Raw genomic sequence first — 21582 nt, 5'->3', positions numbered from 1 at the left:
TAAGGAGCTTCTAATGCATGCAATTTCAAGCAAGAAAATAAAAAGACTGGCTCTTTCGCTCTGCCTGGCACTGGGATGTGTCCTGCCGGCAGCGGCGGAGGAATTCCTTCCTCTGTCCGATGTGAAGGAAGGCATGCATGGTTATGCGAAAACCGTGGTGCACGGCACGAAAATCGATACCTTCGATGTGGATGTACTGGGCATTATGAAGAATAAAGGGAGCGCCGGCGGCGACCTGGTCCTGGTAAAAGTATCGGGCCCCCTCATTGATGAAACCGGCGGTATTGCCCAGGGCATGAGCGGAAGCCCGGTGTATATTGACGGTAAACTTCTTGGGGCCATTGCCTACGGTTTTCCCCAGTCCGACGGACGTATCGGTATGGTCACTCCGATTTCCGATATGCTCCGGCTGTGGATGGTGGATTCTAATAAGACCGGCGATGACAGGGGACATGATGCAAACCTTATTCCGCTGGCAACGCCTCTCATGGCTTCCGGATATACCCCGTCCGGCATGGATTTTCTCACCGATAAGATGAAGGATTTCAATATGGTTCCCTATTCCGCCGCAGCCGTGGGCGCTGATGAAATACCCCGGCCCCTGGAAGCAGGCGGCGCCGTGTCGGCTACCCTGGTCACCGGCGATTTGAAGCTGGGCGCCGTAGGCACCGTGACCTATGTGGATGGAGACCATATGGTGGCTTTCGGCCATCCCTTCCTGGATAAGGGGAGCTCCTCCTATTTCATGCATAATTCCTATATCTTTACCGTAGTTCCCAGCCACAATATTCCCTTTAAACTGGGCAGTGTAGGCGCGGAAATCGGGACGGTGAACGAGGACCGGGGTTCCGGTATCAGCGGCCTTTCGGGAAAAGTACCGGAATCGGTGCGTCTCCATTCCTCCGTGCTGGACGAGGATACGGGGCGGACAGGAAGTCTGAATGTGCGCATGGTGCAGAATGAACGGATGCTGCCCATGCTTTCTGTGACCTCCGTGTATAACAATATCAGCAACACCCTGGACAGGAACGGGGAGGGCACCGTGTCCCTTTCCTACACCCTCTTTCCGGAGGATTTGAAAAAGAAACCCTTTACAAGGTCCAATATGTACTGGTCTTCTAAGGATATTTCCGAACGGAGCGTGGATGAAATGTATAATGTCATCCGCATTCTGGAGCAGAACCGGTTTGAACCCTACAAGCTTCGTGACATTTCGGTGGACTTGAAGGTGACAAAGGAGAGGAAAACCGCCCAGCTCCTTGACGCTTCCGCTTCGCCTACGGTGGTGGCACCGGGGGATACGATTTACGTAAGGGCAAGACTTGCTCCCTATCGGGGAGAGGTGTTCTACAAGGACCTGGCTTTCATTGTTCCCAAGGACCAGCCCCTGGGGACAATGATTCTGGAAGTCAGGGGTGGCGGCGTGGTGCCCCTTCCCTATCTCATCCAGCAGCAGAAGTATAACCTCACCGATGAAATCCTGGAGCGTATCCGCACCTATAAGGATTTCAATGATTTATTTGACAAGCTGGAAAAGGAAGATAAAAACAACCAGGTGGTTGTAGAAATTCTGGACCCCAATGTGAGCATGATTTCCAAAGATGAGGAAAGCGGCACCAAGGCGGAAATCCAGGATAAGAGACCTTCTAAGAATCCGGACTATCTGAAGGGAAAGAATAAGGACGGACAGGAGGGAGAGAAGGAAGAGGACAGCCCCAAGAGCAGTGTGGACACGGACTACGTGGTTTACGGTGACGGGCAGTTCACCTTCCAGGTCATGTCTCCGGAAGACCGGGACAGAGCCCTTCGTAAACTGGCGAAATCCAACCAGAAGATGATTGCGGACATGAAGAACGAAGGAAAAGATTCCATTTCCGGAAAAGATAAGGACGGAAAGAAGGAAGAATCCAAAACGAATGTCGGAGAAAAGGATAAGAAGCCCGATACCGATAAGAAATCGGGTACATCCTATTTCCTGATGAGTGATACCATTACCCGTTTATAATTAAAGCATGCCGGGGGAAAGGAGGAGAACATGGGATTTCTGGAATCATTGGGACGGCAGACCCTGTCTATTTTTCACCAGCTTGGGGCTGTTATCCTGCTCCTTGTGGCAGCGGTTCGCGAAATCTCTGCCATCCGCGGCAAAGAAACCTGCCGCCAGTGCCTGTCCTTAGGGGTCCTTTCTTTTCCCATTGTGGCCCTGACCCTGCTATTCACAGGCATGGTGCTTTCCGTGCAGATTGCCGGAGAGCTGACCAAGTACGGCGCTGATTTTACTGTCGGCGCCATTGTGGCCATCGGCATCGGCCGTGAACTTGGGCCGGTGCTCTGCGGTGTGGTGCTGGCAGGCCGGGTAGGTGCCGCCATTACGGCGGAAATCGGTACCATGCGGGTGACAGAGCAGATTGACGCCCTTCGCTGCATGGCGGTAAGCCCCATAGGCTACCTGGTGGTACCAAGGCTTATTGCCTGCATGTGCATGCTGCCCATTCTTGACGTATTCGGCGTAGCCATCGGCGTGGGCGGCGGCATGATGGTGGCCTCCCTGTCCCATGGTGTTTCGTCCTATGTGTTCATGCATTCCATCCACGTGTACTGCGTGCCCTCCGACTTATATATCGGCGTTTTCAAATCCGTTATTTTCGGCATGATCGTGGCCCTGGTGGGCTGTGACAGGGGCATGACCTGTACTGCCGGGGCGGAAGGGGTAGGCAAGGCCACCACCCAGTCCGTGGTTTATTCCATTATCATGCTTTTTGCGGCCAATTATATTCTTTCGTCCATTCTTTTCTGAGAGGCTTTATGATTTCTATCAGACATGTGTACCAGACCTTTGGCAGCCGGCAGATCCTGAAGGATGTGAGCCTGACTGTAAAAGACGGGGAGACCATGGTCATCCTCGGCGCTTCGGGTTCAGGGAAATCCACACTGCTGAAGCTGATTATCGGGCTGCTTACGCCCACATCGGGGGAAGTGATGGTGGACGGGAAAGACATGGCCCGCCTGAGCGAAGCGGAACTGAATCAGGAAAGAAGACATATGGGGTTTGTCTTCCAGTATTCTGCCCTTTTTGATTCCATGACGGTGAAGGAAAATGTGGCCTTCGGCCTCCGCATGCATACGAAAATGGGAGAAGAAGAAATCGACAGGATTGTGAAGGAGAAACTCCATCTGGTAGGGCTGGACGGCATAGAAGACCTCATGCCCTCCAGTCTGTCCGGCGGCATGAAGAAAAGAGTGAGTCTGGCCAGGGCCATTGCTCTGGAGCCGAAAATTATTCTTTACGATGAACCTACAGCAGGCCTTGACCCCATCCGGTCTACCGATATCAGCCTCCTTATCAAGCATACGCAGAAAGTGCTCCATGCCACCAGTGTGGTGGTGACCCATGATTTGAAATCAGCGGAAATGATTGCCGACAGGATGGCTTTCCTTTATAAAGGTTCTTTCCTTGCCATCGGCAGGCCGGAGGAACTTAAACAGTCTCCTGATCCAAGGGTTCGGCAGTTTATGGAAGGACTGCCGTCGGACCCCGATTTTCTGAAAGAAGGTGATGCTCCTTGAAATGGTCTACAGAAGCAAAGGTGGGAGCCTTTTCCCTGCTGGGTATCCTTTTGTTTGCAGCCATTATCATTCAGCTGGGAAATACGGTGATTTTCGGTAAAAGCGGATTCCATGTAACCGGCTATTTCAAAGAAGCAGAAGGCATTGAACCGGGGAACCCCATCCATTATGCCGGCGTGGAAGTGGGCATGGTGGATAAGATTTCCGTGGAAAACGGGGAAGCGGTGCTCCGCCTCCGTTTCTACAAGGATGCCCAGGTACCGAGGGATGCGGATTTCTCCATCCAGACCTCCTCTGTCATGGGCGGCAGGTTTATCAAGGCTTCCGGCGGCCATCAGGAGAGGGGCTATCTTTCCGACGGCATGACAGTGCAGGGGAAAGCGGCTCCCGGTATCGACCAGGCCATGGATAAAATGGACAAGCTCATCAATTCCGCCCAGACCATGCTTGACGGTATCAATACGGTGGTAGGGGACCCGGCGACCCAGAGAAATGTGAAGAACAGCCTCAACAACTTTGATGCCGTTTCCGAAAACCTGGCCATCCTGACAGCCCAGGGCATTCAGACGGCCAATGAAATACAGGGGATTACCTCGCAGATTAATTCCATGCTTTACCAGCTCAACGGCGACGGCAAGACAGTGAATGATGCCCGTCAGATTATGGACAATCTGGTGGTGGCTTCTGAAAATGCAAAAGAAATTTCAGGCAACGCAAAAGAGATTTCCGGAAAAATTAATGGTATAATGAATGGGCAGACCAATTTTGATGTATCTGTTTCCGGCGAATTGTTATATAATACTAAAAAGGATGATTTTTCGCCGAATCTGTTTCTCCGCATAGGTAAAGGCACCTATGGACTCCTGGGGATTGAGTCGCTGACCAATGATCCTGTATATGATGCCGTATTTGGTAGGACGAGAGGGATATACGGCTATCATGCAGGCATTATCAGAAACAAACTGGGTGCCGGTGTGGACTACGAAAAGAACCGGTGGAAATTCTCGGCAGACCTCTACGATCCCAATGATCTGACCATGCGGGTTCGTGGAAGTTATGCGCTGGATGACCATTTCTTCCTCACCGGACAATCCATATTCCCCCATAATAACAGGGGCGGCGGTGAATATATCGGCCTTGGCTACAACTATTAATAGACATCTGTCTAGAAGGGATGAAATTTATGAATAAATATACCTACCGTATTTTGGCAGCTTCCATTGTAATGGCACTTTCGTTTGGGGTTGGTGCCCAGGCAAAGGGGTCTGAAACTCGCGTTACCACAGACCCTTCCATCACAGAAAAAGCTCTTGCCGCCCAGATGAAGCAGGTAAGTACCGATAAAAGTGTGAATTTCAATAATATGCTCATGCAGAAGAATCTGGGAGACGCCCTGACCGACGCAGCCGGTCCGGAAGCTTCTACCCTGGATATCGACCTTCGGGGTGCCGTTTCCACGGCTATCCAGAATAACCGAGATATTACCATTGCGGATTTGAATCGTAAGGTTGCTGCAGCGGCAGTGAGCGAAGTTGCTGCTAAGAAGAATCCCAGTGTATCATACAATTGGAACCGGACAGATTATAAGGCAGTTCCGGTTGTTGGGACCAAGTCTATGACTATTCCTGGAACCGATAGCAAGATTTCTGTTCCAAGTGGTGTTATTGGCTCTAATACTCATACTTATGCGCAAAATCTTCAGGTAACTTGGCCTATTTGGACATTTGGTAAGGTAGAAGGGGCAATTGATGTTGCAAGATACCAGAGAAATGTAAAAGATTTAGATTATTATAAGACAGAAGCGGATACAAAGCTTGCTGCGGTGAAGGCTTATTATACCTATCTGGAAAATATTAAGCTGGCCGATGTGCAGGCACAGTCTGTGGACGATTACGCCAGCCATCTGAAAAATGTACAGCAGCAGTTTGATGCAGGCATTGTGGCCAAATTGGATGTACTGACTTCCAGCACCTCCCTGGCCAATGCGAAGCAGAGCAAAATTGCCGCTGACAATGCAAGGGATATTGCAGAAGCCAACCTGAACAATATCATGCGTATTCCCATGAATACCAAGCTGAACCCGCTGGATAAGGATTTCCCGGAACCGGCCTTTGATATTACCATGGACCAGGCCATTCTGATGGCTCAGAAATACCGCTGGGAATTAATACAGCAGGATTATGCAGTAAAAATTGCTAAAGAACAGCTTAGGGTAGCCAAGGCAGGTTATTTGCCAACATTATCTGTCGGAGGCAGTTATGCTTGGGACACTGCAGGTTTATCCGGATTTGATAAAGATGACTGGAAAGTTCAGGGGGGATTAAGCTGGACTCCCTGGGATGGCGGTGCTACACAGGCTCAGGTAAAACAGGCTAAGGAAAATGTAAAGATTGCCCAGGAACAGCTGCTCCAGGCCCGTGAGACGGTGGAACTGGAAGTACGGCAGGACTACCTCAACATTCTTTCCTATAGAGAACAGATTCGTGCCACCGAAGCCGCTGTGGCCCAGGCAGAAGAAGCCTACAAAATTGCGGCTGTCCGTTACAGCAGCGGCGTAGGCATCAACCTGGATGTACTGGATGCGGAGCTGCAGCTCAATACAGCCAGAACCAACTACATCACCGCCCTTTACAATTACAACATCGGCCTGGCTACCCTGGAACACGCCATGGGCATTCCGGCAGTGATTCATCCCGAATTCGCATCGCCTCTGAACAAGGCCATTGAAAACAGCGGGAAATAAGACAGGTGCTAGGGAAGCGCTGATTAAATCGTTATCGGATTTCATTCTTGTATTTTTATTCAATGCAAGGAATCAGTCGACGCGAATAGTGAGCTATTTAAGGAGACTTATGACGCGGCATTGGATAAAAATACATATGAAATTTGATTCTGCGAATTAATCAGTGCTTCCCTAGGGGAATATCATTACGAGATGATTGCCTGCGTCCCCTTTAGGGTGGCAAAGGAACTGGATTCGTAGGGGAGTGAAGCGACCTGAGAATCCAGTGACATGCTTTCCCGTGGAGAAGAGGGCCACGAAGTGGCGAAGGGGTGCTCCACGGTACACGTCCATAGTGTCTGTGGATGGTCTACCAGTTCACTAGCCAACTAGCTCACTAGCACACTAGTCCACTCGTCATTCTGAGCGAAGCGAAGAATCCCGGTACACGCTGATAGTGACACATAAGAACAAAGAAACCAGATACAAGAAACTAGAAACTAGAAACCAAAGAACCTAGAGAGTCATACATTGGGGAGATACCTTTGAACAGTAAAATCAAATGGTGGCTGAATGGGATAGCTGCATTTATTTTCGTGCTGCTATGCGCCATTTACCTCCTGATCCGACCGATAATTGTACAAAACCTGGAGCCGGTGCTGAAAGAGCAGCTGGGAGGAAGGGTGAATGGCACCCTTTCCTGGCAGGCCATGGACCTGGACCCTGAACTTAATCTTTCCTTTACCAAACTGGAACTGAAGGATGAGAACGGGGCAGATGTGCTTTCTGCGCCTACGTTGACCGTAGGATGGACTATGTCTTCCCTCTACAACTATCTTATCAACAATGCCGGCGTGGCCTCCGTGGTAAAGGATGTAACCGTGGAGGATCCGGAGCTCTCTTTGGCCCAGAAGGCTGACGGTACTTGGAATGTAAGCACCATTCTGAAACCGTCTGAATCTTCCGACAGCGGCGTGTTTACAGGGAAGGTTATCATTTCAAACGGCACGGCGAAAGTGAACACCGCCAAGGCAGGGGAGATGACCCTTTCTGCTTTGAATGGTTCCTTTGCATGGGATGAAAACTCTCGGATTACCGGCGGTCTCAAGGGCACTTTCCTTGACAGCGCTTTCAAGAGCTCTCTTGATTACAAGGACAGCGGTCATATGGAAATCAATGTAAGCACAGATCCCATTCCATTAAAATCGCTGCAGCCGCTGCTGGATGCTTTCCCCCAGCTTCAGAATCAATTAACACTGGATAACGGTACTGGTAGGGTAACGGACGCGAAAATCTGGAAAAGTGACGGCGCCGTTGCCTACCGGGTGACCGGTTCTTTTAACCATGCTGCTCTTAGCTATGATAATTATGTTCTAGCTGATGGAGCAGCCTTTTTTAATATAGAAAACGGTGTAGTTTCCCTGTCCCGTGTGTCGACTCTGGTGAATGGACAGAAGCTGACCGGTGATGTTTCCGTGGATACCAATGCGGAAAGCCCTGTATTCCAGGGCAGTGTATTTCTCCATCAGGTGGACGTGGGGGCGCTTCTTCCCGATTACAATGTTTCCGGCATTCTGGATGGGAATCTGGATTTTGCAGGTACCATGGACAATCCCTCTGTTTCCGGTGCCCTTACCGGAGAGGGGCTTTCCTATGAAGGATATGATGTAAAACGGGCTAAAGCTGTTTTTGCGTACCAAGATGATAAATTGACCGTTTCCCATTTAGAAGCGGACAGGGACGGAGGCCATCTGGAAGGACGGGCCTCCTATGATAGGCTGGGCGGCGACTTTTCCGTAAGCCTTCTGGCAAATAATATCAATCTTGACGGGCTTCCTGTCAATTCTCCTGTTACCGGCACCGTAAGCGGCTATGGACTGGCGGAAGGAAATTACCTGAACGGCTCTCTTTCCCTGAGGAAAGCATCGGCCTCCATGGAAGGCTCGAATCTTTCCTATGACAATATGGCTGCCGGAAATCTGTCCGGCTTTGGCAGTTATGATGGCAGCAGCTGGCAGGTTACAGCTCTGGGAAGCGGAATTTCCTATGACGGCATGTCTTTCGACAGCCTTTCCTTCTCAGCAGAAAACAGGGACGGCGTGATTACCGTTCCCTACCTGTCTGGAGCAGGGGAAGAAGGTTTCTTCACAGGAAATGGCTATTACAGCGATAACGGCATGAATTTTGATGTGGAAATTTCCGACATGAATCTGGCACCTTTTTCCTCCTATGCAGGAGTGGACCTGGGCGGCCGGGTATGGGCCAAAGCCCATGTAACCGGTACTCCGGATAAGCCGGAAGGAACTTTTGACTTCAGGGCTGGAAATGGTTATGTGAAAAATGCTGCCTTTGACAGTGTGGATGGCCATGCGGTCCTTGCAGGGGACAGGGCAGCTATTTCTTCCCTTGTCTGGGATGGCCCATCCGGGCACCACAGCATCAGCGGAACCATCGGTATCAGTGCACCTCATGATATGAATTTTTCTGTGAAGACGAAAGAAACCAGGATTGAAAGGCTCCTTTCCCTGGCAGACCTTGATTATCCGGTGACCGGCTGGATTTCCAATGACCTTTCTCTTACAGGAACGGTGGATCATCCGGTGGTATCCGGTGATTTTCACGCATGGAGCGGCTCCGTCATGGGTGAGCTTTTCCAGAGTATTTCCGGTAAGTACAGCTATGACGGGCAGGATGTAACTTTGGAAAACTGCCTTGGCTACATTTATGACGGCACCGCCCTGGTGAATGGCAAAATCAGGGGGAAGGATTTGGAACTGGAAACATCTCTTACCGATGTCAGCATTGAAAGAATTCTTCCTGGAAAGGGCATCGAAGGTACCCTTTCCCTCCTGGGCCATGTGAGAGGCACCACGGACAGTCCCGTGTTTGATGGTATGGCTTCCACCAGGCAGATTACCATTGCCGGCAATACCATCAGGAACGTGTCTGCCGGCATCCACTATAAAGACGGTCTGATTTCCCTGGATGAAGGCAGTTTCCGTCAGAAGCAGGGAATTTTTACCTGGAAGGGCAGTTATAATACCAATTCCGGTGTACTGGACGGATTTTTGAAATTTGACAGCTGGAACATCAAAGATATAATGAGATTCTTCAATAAGGACGTGGACGGCGTAGACGGACAGGTGGAAGGCAGCATGCGCATCAGCGGTACCACCGATTCACCGAATGTAAATTTCAATGCCCATGTGCTGGGCGGCCATCTGGGCAGCGCAGTGCTGGGAGAGGGGAAAGTGGACTTCTCCTACATGAACGGCGCCCTGTCCATCCGCGAATGTCGTATTCCCATCGGCTCCGGCGTCCTGGCAGCCCAGGGCTCCATGAACAGTGCAGGGGACCTGGATATCCAGGCAGCAGCTAAAGATATGGATATTTCCTGGATTCCACAGGTCCTGGGCAAAAAAGATGTTTCCATAGGAGGAAATCTGACGGCTGCCATTATCCTTTCGGGGAATAAGAAGGAGCCGGTGGCCGATATTTCCGTAGGCCTTACAAATCCCCGGTACGGGGACATTACCTTTGACAGCATGTCCCTCATGGCCAATGCGGCCAACAATGTGGTTACCGTGCAGAACGGCCTGATTTCCAGAGGCCAGTACAGAGCCAGCATGAAGGGCACCCTTCCGGGCAATGTATTCACCGGAAGTACCACGGACAAGGCGGTGCCTCTTAATCTGGACATTAACCTGGATGAGGCAGATATGAACATGCTGGCCATTTTCTTCAAGCCCGTTACGGCAGCCAGCGGACCTATCCACGGCCATGTAACCGTGGCGGGGAGCTATGACAATCCACTCCTTCTGGGCGGCATTAATGTAAAGGATGGCTCTCTGTCCCTGATGACCATGAATGAAGCCATTTCTCCTATTAATATGAACCTGTCCTTCTCCGGTAATGAATCCCATCTGGAAGGAAGCGCTGCTTTCGGCGGCGGCAGCCTTACGGTGAACGGCGACGTTTCCTGGGACCATATGAAGATTGGAAATTATAAAGGGGAACTTCATATCCATACCCCTTCCATTAATTCCACCTATTATAAAGGAGCACTGGACGGGGACTTTACCTTCGGCGAAATCGAAAGGTTTGAGAAACCCGGTATTTCCGGCACCCTGAAGGCGGAAAATGCGGTGGTGGATATTCCCTTTACCCTCCTGGGCGATTCCGGCGGCACCTCTCTGGACATGCTGGCTAAGATTGATGTGACCATTGGAAATAATGTGCGCCTGTACAACAGCGCTCTCTATGACATGATGGTGAAAGGAAATCTGGCCATCAGAGGCCCCGTTTCTGCGCCTTTTGTTACCGGCCGTGTGAATGCGGAGAAGGGCACTGTGAAAATCAACACCACCGAATTCAAGATGAATGAAGCTAATGCTAGCTGGAGCGGCGAACCGGGAAATCTTCTCCCCGATGTTCATGCCAAGGCTTTCACCAAAGTAGGCCATTATGCTGTTACTGCAGAGCTGGACGGCCCGCCCGGTAATATGAAGACCACCTTCCACAGCGAACCGGCGCTGAACGATACGCAGATTCTCATGCTGCTTACCCTCCATCAGAGCCCGGATGCCAAGGATAACAATGGTGCTATGGAAGGGGCCCTTTTCAATGCGGGACTGACCATGCTTTTCGGCAACGGAATTCAGGATTTCCTGCAGGACAAGATCGGACTGGACCAGATTTCCATTACCTCCAGCCTTACGGACTACTATGACAATATGGATGATAATAACGACAGCTATTACTACATCAAAATCGGCAAATACATTTTCAATGATTTCATGCTTACCGCTACCATGGGCATGAATAACGATGAAAAGAGTATCGGTGCCCATTATGATTTGAACTCGCGGGTAGGCCTTTCTTCGTGGTATAATAGTAACCATGACAGTTATGTAGGAACAGACTGGAGTTTCAAATTCTAGGAGATATAGATGCTGGAAGAATACAAATCCTTCCTCGCCACGCTGACTAAGCTTTCGCGGGAGGAGGAAGAAGAACTGTGGAAACAGTATAAGGAAAAGGACCTTCTGGAGGCCAGGCAGTCGCTCATCGAACATTACCAGCCCCTGGTTTTCCGGGAGGCCATGAAATACGGCCTGCAGGAAGCGGTGACGCTGGACCTCATCCAGGAAGGCACCGTAGGCCTCATGGAGGCGGTGGAGCGGTATGATCCATCCCTGGGCGTTGCTTTTTCCCTCTATGCCCTTCACCGGGTACGGGGACGTATGCTGAATTTCCTCCGTAAAAATGGGGCGGAAGTGCTTCTGGAAGACGGGGAAGAGGAAAAGGTCTTCCTCACAGAAGCCATTCCCGATACGGCCTTTGAATCCGCCGATAAAAGCGTGCTCAATATGGCCGTTAGCCATGCGGTGTCAAGGCTTCCCCTGAAGGAACAGGACGTCATACGCCGGGTATATTTGGATGAGCAGACTGCGGCGGAAACCGCCGATGCCATGGATGTGAGCACCGCCTATGTGTATCGTTTGGAAAAAAGAGGCATCCGCCGTCTACGGGGTATGCTTTCCAAATTGATTCATGACAGAAAATAGTGTAATATAGGTGAAAATGAGCGATTGATTAAGAGAAAAGGCGATACAGTCAGATTTATGATTATTTACTGATGTTCTTTTATACTTCTCCTTTGTTGATTATGGATTAAAGGGGAAATCGTATTCCCGGTTTCCCTGACAGGGAGGTATTATGTCAGGAGATAAACTGAAACGGGTGCAGGCTGTAAGGAAATGGCTTGAAAAAGCGGAACATTCCTACAGCAGCCATAAAGAAATTACCGGAGAAATCAATCTCATCATGGCGCAGGCTGAGATGCAGCGCCTGAATGAAACTCATAAAAATTCCAAAGTCCGCCGCTGGATGATGCGGGGAGCTGCCATGGGTGCCGCCTTTGCCATTTTCCTTGGTGTGAATGCTTTCTGGAGCCTTATGGAGCCTAAAGCGGAAGAACCGGGAAGCCCGGTGCAGATTGTGATTAATGAATCACCGGCTCAGGCAAAGGAGGAAACGGAAATCACCGTTCCTGCAGGCGAGGATAAGAGCCTGTCCGCTTCTATTTCCCCGGAAACGGTGAAAGCTGCACCGGTGCCTTCCTACAGCGCTCCGGTAGAAGAGGCCGCTCCTGTTTCTCCAGTGGAAGCACCGGCTGTGAGAAGTACGCCTGCTCCGCAGGCAGCGCCAAGACCGGCCCTTTCGGATAAGGAAATTCAAAGTGTTGTTGGAGAAGCGGGTCGGGCCCTTAGGGGCCAGGCCTGAAACAGCATCGATTTCATAAAGAAGAAAACGATGCTCGGCCTCTGATATAAATTAAGAAAACTCTTACTACTCTACAAATACTGAGGAGGAATTTATGATTACATCTAAAAGCAGAAAAGTCGTGCTTCTTTCCGCTGTTCTGCTGTCCCTTTCCGGATGGACTGCCTTTGCAGATGCACCGGATATGGCAGTCAGCAGCCAGGGCGGGATGACCCAGAGCGCCATGATTAACGTGAAAACCGGTCAGCAGGCAGGCGGCGCAGGACAGATTACTGATGAAACGGCAGATAATAAAACCGAATCTTCCGTAGCAGTCCAGCAGTCTCAGCAGACCGTGGCCGTAGGGGATGCATCCCTCTACTTGTCCAAGGCAGACGATGAAGCCATTGAGGCGCAGGTGGGGAAAACCATTACATCCGTTGATTTCTCCGGTATCCCGGAAGAGGTCAAAACAAAACTTTCTCCTCTGGTACAGAGCAAGCCCGGCACCCAGGTCACAGAAGAAGGGGTCAGAAATGATGTGGCTTCCCTGGGCTCCACCGGCGTATTCTCCCAGATTACTCCTGCCTTCACACCGGTTCCGGAAGGGGTAGGCATTACCTATCAGCTGGCAGCCAATCCTATCGTCCATGACGTAGCTTTCACAGGAAACACCGTATTCACCAGCGACTACCTGAAATCCATTATGGATATCCCCCAGGACAGCGTGCTGAATTTCGTCCTGGTGAACCAGAAACTGAAGCAGATTGAAGACCTGTACCTGAAACAGGGCTACATGCTCGTTTCCATTCCTTCCGTGAATGTTTCCTCCGACGGCACCCTCCATGTGGATATTTCCGAAGGTGTGGTGGAAGACATCGTTCTGGTAGGCAATGATAAGACAAGGGATAAGGTTATTACCCGCGAATTGAAGCTGAAGAAGGGCAAACCCTTCAACAAGTTCCAGGCCAGCCGAAGCATGGAAAGACTGTACAACCTGGGCTACTTCGAAGATGTAAACATGAAGCTTCTTCCGGGCAAGGAAAATGAACATAATGTAATTATCGAAATCGATGTGATTGAACAGAAAACCGGTATCGTCACTGTAGGTGCCGGCTACTCCGATTCCGACGGCACCGTAGGTATCGTGGAACTGGGTGATACCAACTTCCGCGGCACCGGCGACAAGGTGAACTTCCACTGGGAATTCGGCGGCGCAGGGGACGGCAAGAACTACACCATTTCCTACACCCATCCATGGATTAACGATAACGGCGACTCCCTGGGCGCATCCATTTTCAACCGTATTTACGAATACGATGACTACGATGCCAAGGGCCATGAAATCGCCGAATACGATAAGAGAAGAAAAGGCTGGAACCTCACCTGGGGCCATGTAACCGATGAATATCGGACCAACTACTTCAACTTCGAATCCTCCAAGGAATCCTACGATGACCATGACGGATTTGACTGGCAGGGTCATGCGGAAGATAAATTTAATGATTTTGGCTCTTATGGCTATACGTCTAGGGATGAAATGAAGGCTGCCTGGAAAAAAGCTATTTGGGATAACTTCGGTACCACCAACAGCTTTACCTTCACCCATGTATTCGATAACCGCGACAACTACTTCAATGCCAGCAAGGGTCACAGGCTTTCCTTTGCAGCCCAGTGGGGCGGCCATGGCCTGGGCGGGGACTATGACTTCTACAAGTTCACTGCCGAAGGCCGTTTCTACAAGAACCTTGGCAGCAGCCATATCCTGGCTCTCCGCCTCATGGCTGGTTACATTGACGGCGACGTTTCCTACGGCAACCTCTTCAGCCTGGGTGGCTCCAACACCCTCCGCGGCTATGAAGACGACCAGTTCAAAGGTAAGAAAATGTACGCCGGCACCCTGGAATACCGCTTCCCCATTGCGAAGAAGGTACAGGGCGTACTCTTCACCGATGTGGGCAGCACCTGGAGCCTGGACTCCGGCAAGATTCCCTGGTACGATGACGATGACTCCCTCAACTGGGCAGTGGGCGTAGGCCTCCGCCTCCAGACACCAATCGGACCAATCCGCCTTGACTACGGTCACGGCGACCAGAATAAATTCCACTTCAGCTTCGGTACCCAGTTCTGATTTTGAGGAGGAGGACTATGTTTTCTTCCTTACTGAAAAAACAGATGATGCGGGCAGGATTTCTTCTGCTCGTTTCTTCTTTTCTCCTTCCCTTTTCGGCAGAGGCAGCGCCTATTGAAAAGGTGGATGTTTCCCTGTCTGCGGTGGGAGGGGACCTGCCGCCGGCGGTGGAAAAACGGGTCATATCCAGTATTTCCTCCATCGGAAACAGGGTGCTTGTGGGAAAAGAAGAGAGCCTTTTTTCCCTGAACAGCAGCGCCTACAATAAGGTGCTGGCGGATATTATCAACCGGGTGGTCATCGGTTATGTGGTGTCGGACCTTACCGTCAGCTACGGCAGGGATACGGCCCTTCATGTGACCCTCCAGCCGGTGGGACAGATTATCCGTCATGTGGATACGGAAATCGACTACGGCGGCCTTACGCCGGAGGCGGCCCGCTACGTGGCAGCAGATACGGCGGATGTGCCGGCGCTCATGGATAACCTGCTCATCGGCCTTCCGGTGGATTCAGTGGGCTGGGCGGAAAGTGTTTCCCAGTCTGCAGGAAGGGACCTCCTTTCCCAGATTCTTCCGGAATTCCAGGCCAACTTTGAAGTGGAGTCCGGGGAAAATACGAAGGTGAAAATTTACCTCATTCCCCAGGGAAAAATCGTCCGCTCCAGCAGACTGACCTTTGAAAAGACCACCATTCCCCGGCTTCTTATGCTTCGGGCGGCGGAAGAAACGGAAACAGCCCTTTCTGCCCTCCGCGGCCTTCCGGTGGACTTTGTGACCCGGCATTCCGGCAAAATTTCCTCTGACATGAATGATATCCTGAAAAAGGATTCCTTCATAGAGAAGTACGGTATCGCCACTGATACTACCCTGATTTCCGGTGAAACGGCGGAGCTTCGTGTGAACGCTCTGACAGACCATTGGGTCATCCGCACGGAGGTGTGGCTGGATGCCGGCAGAGACGGAGACAAGAATACGGCAGTGGAAGGCATGCTGGGCCATTATATAGGGAGGCACAGCACTGTGTTTGGGGAAGCCCGTTTCTATCCCGGCCCCATGGACTGGAATGTGTATGGCGGCTTTTCCCATCAGTTTGGCTCCTTCATGGACCTGGGCTATAAGTATGATTTCGTGGACAACGCCAACCATATCTTTGGCAATGTGCCTATTGGAAATAAATTTTCCCTGCGTTACGACAGGGATTTCAAGAAGAGGGAAAATGAATTTGGATTTTCCTACAAAATTCATAATTACATTACCCTGGAATACGTGTATAATGATGAAGATGGCAAATGGCTGAGACTCATTGCCAATTTATAAAGGAGTGGATTTATTATGATGACAACTCTTGGAAACAAGAAGAATGTGAAGATTTTTTCCTTTGCCCTGGCAGGTGTATTTATTGCGTCTGTGGCAGTAATGGCTGTAGTATCCATGGGGGATACGGCTAACGCTGCTCCTACCTCTGACATCGGCGTGGTGGACCAGAGAGAAGTGATTTCCTCCAATGGCCAGCTGGCTTTGAACTACCAGCAGAAAATGAAGGAAACCGCCGATGAAATGCAGAAGGACTTCGACGCTAAATCCGCCGGTATGTCCGATGCAGACAAGGAAAAACTGTTCAACGACATGCAGCAGCAGTTCAACCAGAAACGGACTGCCATTGAAAAGGACATGGAAGACCAGGTAACCGGCGCTGTGAAGTCTGTAGCCTCCAAGAAGGGCCTTTCCCTGGTGGTAGATAAATCCGCTGTCATTTATGGCGGCACTGATATTACCAAGGAAGTGACCGATGCACTGAATAAATCCATCTCCGCGTCCCAGTCTTCCGCCGCCTCCCAGAGCAAATAACGGAGGCCGGAGATGATGCACCGCAGGTTTCTCTCTGCTGCTGTTTCCGTTATGGCTGCCCTATCCCTGGTGCTTTCCGGCTGCGGGACGAAAAAGGAAGAAACTCCCCCTCCGCCGGCAGTGCACTATGGCGTGGCAGATCTGGAAACACTGGTGAAGGCACACCCGAAATACAGCGAGTATTTCAAACTGGAAACTGAATATAACCATATGCTGCAGCAGTACCAGACAGAGCGGAACAGACTCATCGAGGTTTCTTCCAAACAGCAGAAAATCAATGCGGCCCTGGCTGATACGGCCCGGCGGGCAGCAGCGGAAAACGAGCTGAAAACGAAGGTGAAGGCCAGGGAGGATGAACTCAATGAAGGGCTGAAGAAGCTCTATGGGGACATCGAGAAAAAGCATGCCGCCAAAGGTTCAATGAACCTGGAAACCCTGACGCCTGAAGAACGGGCGGAAATGGCCAATCTCCAGATGAAGCTCACCGTCCTTGGCGTCACCGGCGATGAAAAGGAGCAGGTGAAGGAAGAACTTCACAAGCTCATGGACCTTCGCACGGCCCGTGAAAAGGCGGACACCGCAGGGTGGAGCGAAGATGAGGTCAAAGAGATGGCGGAAGCTAAATCAAAGGCCCAGTCCGAGCTGGAAGCCTATTCTGCTTCCACCGCCGACGAAATCAGGAACCGTCTTGAAAGTGAAGGAAAGGCTGATATTTCCCAGACAGAAGAAAGCTTTGCCGAAAACCACACGGAATGGGATAATGAATGGCAGGCCCGCATTGATAATAAGCAGAAGCAGATGGCGGCTGTGAAGAAGGAAATCATGGCGGATATTGAACAGGAAGCGGCAAGGCTGGCTTCTGAGAAGAATCTGGACATGATATTCTCCAAGTACAAGGCCAATATCAGCGCAGATGATGTAACTGGCGACCTGGCAGGCCGCATTGTGAATATACAGAAATAAGCAGGAGGAACAGAATGAATAAGGCTTCGTTGAAAAAACTGGCCTGCATAGGAATGATTGCCTTTGCCGCCGTCATTACCGGCTGCGGCAGTGAGCATAAAGTGGCAGTGGTGGACTACCAGAAACTGGAAGACCAGTCCCCCAAGATTAAAGCAATCCAGCAGGAAATCACCGATAAGGACAAGGAAATCAGCAATCGTCTGGCAGAGGACTCCAAGAAGGGCCTTTCCGACGAGGACATGCAGAAAAAAGTGCAGTCCGCCCAGCAGGAGCGCATGATTTTCATCCAGAGCAAACAGAAGCAGATCGAATCCATGATCCAGTCCCAGGCAGGCATTATTGCCAAGGAAAAGAACATCGGCATTGTTATGAATAAAATGTCCGTACCCGCCGGTGCTGTGGACATTACAGACGAAGTACTGGCAAAAATTGACGGAGGCGCTTCCAAAGCCGCTTCTTCCCAGTCCAAGTGAGGATACATATGAAAAAAACAGCAGGTGAATTGGCAGAAATCGTAGGCGGCAGGCTCTATGGGGACAGCACCGTCGAAATCGATGATGTAAGAAGCGCTGAAAGCGCAGGTCCCTCCCATATTACCTTTGCCCGCGGCATTTATGCAGAGCATATTGAAGAAATGAAGGCAGGAGTCATCCTGGTGGATGAACTGCCCGCCCATTACACGAAAAACCTCATCGTGGTGCCTGACTGCAGGCGTTCCTTCGGCGATCTGGTGGACCTCTTCCATCCTGAAAGCCGCTATACCCCCGGTATCCATCCTACCGCCGTGGTAAGTGATAAGGCGGTTATCGGTAAAGACGTATGCATCATGCCCTACGCTGTTATCGATGAAGGCGCCCGGATCGGGGACCGCACCGTGATTTTCCCCTATACCTACGTGGGAAAGAATGCGGTGGTAGGTGAGGACTGCGAAATTAATCCGGGATGCGTCATTCATGAAAATACAATGATCGGAGACCGGGTGGTTCTCCGCGCCCATGCAGTGGTGGGGGGACAGGGCTTTGGCTTCTCCACAGATGAAAAGGGTCATCATCACCATATCCGCCAGCTGGGGAAGGCAGTCATCGGCGATGACTGCGAGCTGGGCGCCGGCACTGCCGTGGATAACGGTGCCTTGAACGATACCGTGGTAGGCCGGGGAACGAAAATCGATAACCTGGTACACCTGGGACATAATGTGCAGGTAGGGGAAGACTGCTTCATTATCGCCCAGACCGGCGTAGCCGGATCCACCACCATCGGAAACCACTGCATTCTCGCAGGACAGACCGGTATCAACGGCCATGTAAAGATTGCAGACAACGTGATTCTTGGCGGCAAAACAGGGGTTATCGGAAACATCAAGGAACCGGGCGTGTACATGGGATATCCTGCCCGCACCCACGCCCAGTGGGGCAGGGTAGAAGTCATGATTTCCCATCTGCCGGAACTGATGAAGAAAGTCCGTCTTCTGGAAAAGAAACTGAAAGAAGCGGAAAAGAAATAACCGGTTTATTCACATGAAGTGGTTATTCAACTCATTTACAGGAGGGGGGACAGGGTCTTTATGACAAGAAGACCCGGCCCTCTTTCTTTTTTCATTTAGAGGTTTGGTTATGGGTGCAACATACAGATTACTGAAAATGCTGGGCTGGGCGGCCTGCCATCTGTCCCCCTCCGGCGCTGAAGCCATGGGAAGGGGTCTGGGCTCCTTTTTCTGGACCTTCGTTCCGCCTAAAAGAAAGAAACTGGCAGTGAACAATATCCTCCGCGCCGGCATTACGAAAGACAGGAAGGAAGCGGAGCGGATTGCCAAAAGTTCATCGCTGCGCTTCGGCCCCCTGGGGATTTCCATGTTCCGTTTTCCCCTTCTTAATAAAGACAATATCAGTGACTATGTCACCATCAGGGGAAAGGAAAAACTGGACGCCCTGAAGGAGGAGGGGAAAGGCTGTATCCTGGCTGCCACCCACTGCGGCAACTGGGAAGTGGAAGGGGCGGCCCTTGCTCTTTACGGCTATCCTCTCCTTTCTGTGGCCATGCAGCAGAAAAACAAGGATTTTGATCGTTTCCTCTGCGAGTACCGCTCCATGCCCGGCCAGAAGGTGGAATACAAAACAGGTGTAAGAGACATGCTCCGCCGTCTGAAACAGGGCTACTTCGTAGGTCTTCTCTGCGACCAGGACCCCGGCGACACAGGCATCCTGTCCCCATTTCTTGGACAGGAAACACTGACCGCCACAGGCCCTGCCCATTTTTCTCTCCTCACCGGCCTTCCCGTGATGACCGCCTTCATTCACGAAACAAAGCCCTGGCACTATGAAATTATTATCGGAGAGCCTATTTGCGCTGACGAAGGGCTGAAGAAAAAAGAAGCCATCAAAAACATTACGGACAAGGTGAATGTGCGGCTGGAAGGATGGATACGAAAATACCCGGAAGAATGGTTCTGGCTCCACAACCGGTGGAAATGGACCGACTATTTCCATCCGGAACTGAAAGGAGGGCACCATGAACCAGCTGAAAACTGAAAAGATGGAAATCCATGGCATTCCTGTTACCGTAGTGCATCCGCCGGTAGAAACCGGAAAGCCTGCCATTCTTTACCACGGCTGGAGCAGCCGCTCCGAATACCAGATCACCAAAGCCTCCATCCTGGCGGTGAATGGCTATACCGTTTTCATTCCCGAAGCTCTCTATCATGGCGAAAGGGGAGCCCTTACGGATTACTACCAAAAGGAAGATTATGATATTTTCTGGAAAACCATTTTCCGGAATATGGAAGAATTTCCTTTCCTTTCATCCTATATCAAAGAAAGATTCAGCGAAAAGCCCTTCATCCTGGGCCACTCCATGGGCGGTCTTTCTGTTCTGGGCATAGGAAGCATCCATGGACAAGACCTGAAAGGTATCATCTGCTTCAATGGCTCCGGCGACTGGCTCATGACCCATCTCTTTATTCAGGCACGCTTTGGCATGTACGTGGAAAAAGACTGGCCTCTCTATGATGAAATCGAAAAGAAATCGCCTATTAATCACTTGGATACTCTCAAGAATGTTCCCATCTTCATGACCAACGGTGACAGCGATAACTCCATAGACCCCAGGGCCCAGGCCCACTTCTGTGACGAACTGCTGAGGGCAGGAGGAAAAGCAGAAAGAGTGACCTATCCAGGACTCGGCCATTTCGTGACCACCAATATGATGGACGACGGGATGAAATGGATGGAAGGAATGGCTGACCGGTGATTGATCTGGAAGGGGCTGGGAACACGGCCTGCGGCCGTGAGGGTTGACGGCCCTTCGAGCCGAGGGTTCTAAAGGGGCTTAAGTTTGACAGCGGCTTCGCCGCTGAGGGGTTTAGTGGGCGCCTTTTAAATAATTGAAGGCGCCAGTATAGATAAAACAACTTTAGCGGGCTAGTGAGCTAGTGGACTAGTAAAACCAAACAACCGCCCTTCGGGCGAGGGAAATGCGTTCCCCCTTGCCCGCTTCGCGGGACTTCTCCTAAAGGGAAGCGTGTCACTGGATTCGTAGGGAGACCTTAGGCGACTGAGAATCGTGTGACACGCTTCACACCGTGGCAAAGGTGGTGCCGTAAGGCACCAAAGGGGGAGAAGCCACCGGCAGGTGGCTAACTCGCAGTCATGTTTAGAGTGACTTATGCAGCGGGAAGGCAATCCCGTAACGCAGGCTCCTTCCTCAGGTGGCAATCCTGCATAGGATTGCCAAGTCGGGCAAAGTTGGCCCTGTGTAGAGCAGAAATAGAGCAACATTGTCATTCTTAACCTCGTACACCCTATGTGGTCAGACACCGAAAGGAAGGCCCTTTTATGGGCAGGCTAAGGGCCAATTTGTCTGCCCTTGGAAATCCTTTGCAGGATTTCCACTCACTCAAGGGGCAACGAGAATTAAGAAGGGCCTTCCTTGTGTTTGCCTGACCGGAATGGAGCCTACTAGATAGGGCTGAGGATAGGTCCTATTTGGGGTAATAGAACTGACGCTCCTATCCTCTAACGCACTTCGTCTTGCAGCACCAGTGACACAAATGTAAATCCCGTAACGCTGATTTTATAAGCATAGCCGCCAAA

The 21582-nt window shown here is 51.0% G+C and carries 16 protein-coding genes; all 16 read left to right on the top strand.

Going from position 1 to position 21582, the window contains the following annotated elements:
• Positions 1 to 13 precede the first annotated feature (13 nt).
• The 16 genes from QZQ29_RS01170 (at position 14) to QZQ29_RS01095 (ending at position 20740) form a co-directional block, all read left to right on the top strand.
• Positions 14 to 2005: a SpoIVB peptidase S55 domain-containing protein gene (locus QZQ29_RS01170; RefSeq protein WP_296958667.1), complete on the top strand. Its 1992-nt coding sequence runs from the start codon at positions 14 to 16 to the stop codon at positions 2003 to 2005.
• Between the two features lie 30 nt (positions 2006 to 2035).
• Positions 2036 to 2797 (top strand): ABC transporter permease, encoded by a 762-nt coding sequence (locus QZQ29_RS01165; protein WP_296958665.1) that lies wholly within the window; start codon positions 2036 to 2038, stop codon positions 2795 to 2797.
• Positions 2798 to 2805: 8 nt separating this feature from the next.
• Positions 2806 to 3567 (top strand): ABC transporter ATP-binding protein, encoded by a 762-nt coding sequence (locus tag QZQ29_RS01160; RefSeq protein ID WP_296958663.1) that lies wholly within the window; start codon positions 2806 to 2808, stop codon positions 3565 to 3567.
• On the top strand, positions 3564 to 4721 hold the full coding sequence (locus tag QZQ29_RS01155) for an MlaD family protein (RefSeq protein WP_296958661.1): 1158 nt from the start codon (positions 3564 to 3566) through the stop codon (positions 4719 to 4721). Before QZQ29_RS01160 ends, QZQ29_RS01155 begins: the two co-directional genes overlap by 4 nt.
• Positions 4722 to 4750: 29 nt before the next feature.
• Entirely contained in the window at positions 4751 to 6310 is a 1560-nt protein-coding gene (locus QZQ29_RS01150) for a TolC family protein (protein WP_296958659.1), read from the top strand.
• Positions 6311 to 6834: 524 nt separating this feature from the next.
• Complete coding sequence (locus QZQ29_RS01145; protein WP_296958657.1) at positions 6835 to 11229, top strand: translocation/assembly module TamB domain-containing protein; 4395 nt, start codon at positions 6835 to 6837, stop codon at positions 11227 to 11229.
• A 9-nt stretch (positions 11230 to 11238) separates the two neighbouring features.
• The gene (locus QZQ29_RS01140; RefSeq protein ID WP_296958656.1) at positions 11239 to 11856 is read left to right on the top strand and encodes a sigma-70 family RNA polymerase sigma factor; all 618 of its coding nucleotides are present in this window, start codon (positions 11239 to 11241) and stop codon (positions 11854 to 11856) included.
• Between the two features lie 151 nt (positions 11857 to 12007).
• Positions 12008 to 12574: a hypothetical protein gene (locus QZQ29_RS01135; protein ID WP_296958655.1), complete on the top strand. Its 567-nt coding sequence runs from the start codon at positions 12008 to 12010 to the stop codon at positions 12572 to 12574.
• 94 nt (positions 12575 to 12668) lie between these two features.
• Positions 12669 to 14684: a BamA/TamA family outer membrane protein gene (locus QZQ29_RS01130; protein WP_296958653.1), complete on the top strand. Its 2016-nt coding sequence runs from the start codon at positions 12669 to 12671 to the stop codon at positions 14682 to 14684.
• A gap of 17 nt (positions 14685 to 14701) precedes the next feature.
• Positions 14702 to 16000, top strand: coding sequence for a Tat pathway signal sequence (locus tag QZQ29_RS01125; protein ID WP_296958651.1), 1299 nt, complete (start codon positions 14702 to 14704; stop codon positions 15998 to 16000).
• Between the two features lie 15 nt (positions 16001 to 16015).
• A complete protein-coding gene (locus QZQ29_RS01120; protein ID WP_296958648.1) occupies positions 16016 to 16531 on the top strand; it encodes an OmpH family outer membrane protein in 516 nt (171 codons plus the stop codon).
• A 12-nt stretch (positions 16532 to 16543) separates the two neighbouring features.
• Positions 16544 to 17494 (top strand): hypothetical protein, encoded by a 951-nt coding sequence (locus tag QZQ29_RS01115; protein ID WP_296958646.1) that lies wholly within the window; start codon positions 16544 to 16546, stop codon positions 17492 to 17494.
• A gap of 14 nt (positions 17495 to 17508) precedes the next feature.
• Positions 17509 to 17967: an OmpH family outer membrane protein gene (locus tag QZQ29_RS01110; protein ID WP_296958645.1), complete on the top strand. Its 459-nt coding sequence runs from the start codon at positions 17509 to 17511 to the stop codon at positions 17965 to 17967.
• Between the two features lie 8 nt (positions 17968 to 17975).
• Positions 17976 to 18998 (top strand): UDP-3-O-(3-hydroxymyristoyl)glucosamine N-acyltransferase, encoded by a 1023-nt coding sequence (gene lpxD / locus QZQ29_RS01105; RefSeq protein WP_296958644.1) that lies wholly within the window; start codon positions 17976 to 17978, stop codon positions 18996 to 18998.
• Between the two features lie 109 nt (positions 18999 to 19107).
• Positions 19108 to 20022 carry a lysophospholipid acyltransferase family protein gene (locus QZQ29_RS01100; protein WP_296958642.1) on the top strand — a complete coding sequence of 305 codons (915 nt, stop codon included), beginning with the start codon at positions 19108 to 19110 and terminating at the stop codon, positions 20020 to 20022.
• Positions 20003 to 20740 carry a prolyl oligopeptidase family serine peptidase gene (locus QZQ29_RS01095; RefSeq protein WP_296958640.1) on the top strand — a complete coding sequence of 246 codons (738 nt, stop codon included), beginning with the start codon at positions 20003 to 20005 and terminating at the stop codon, positions 20738 to 20740. Before QZQ29_RS01100 ends, QZQ29_RS01095 begins: the two co-directional genes overlap by 20 nt.
• Positions 20741 to 21582: the final 842 nt, after the last annotated feature.

This window comes from uncultured Dialister sp. (assembly GCF_900538805.1).
Lineage (GTDB): Bacteria > Bacillota > Negativicutes > Veillonellales > Dialisteraceae > Dialister.
This window is presented reverse-complemented; position numbering and strand designations above follow the sequence as displayed.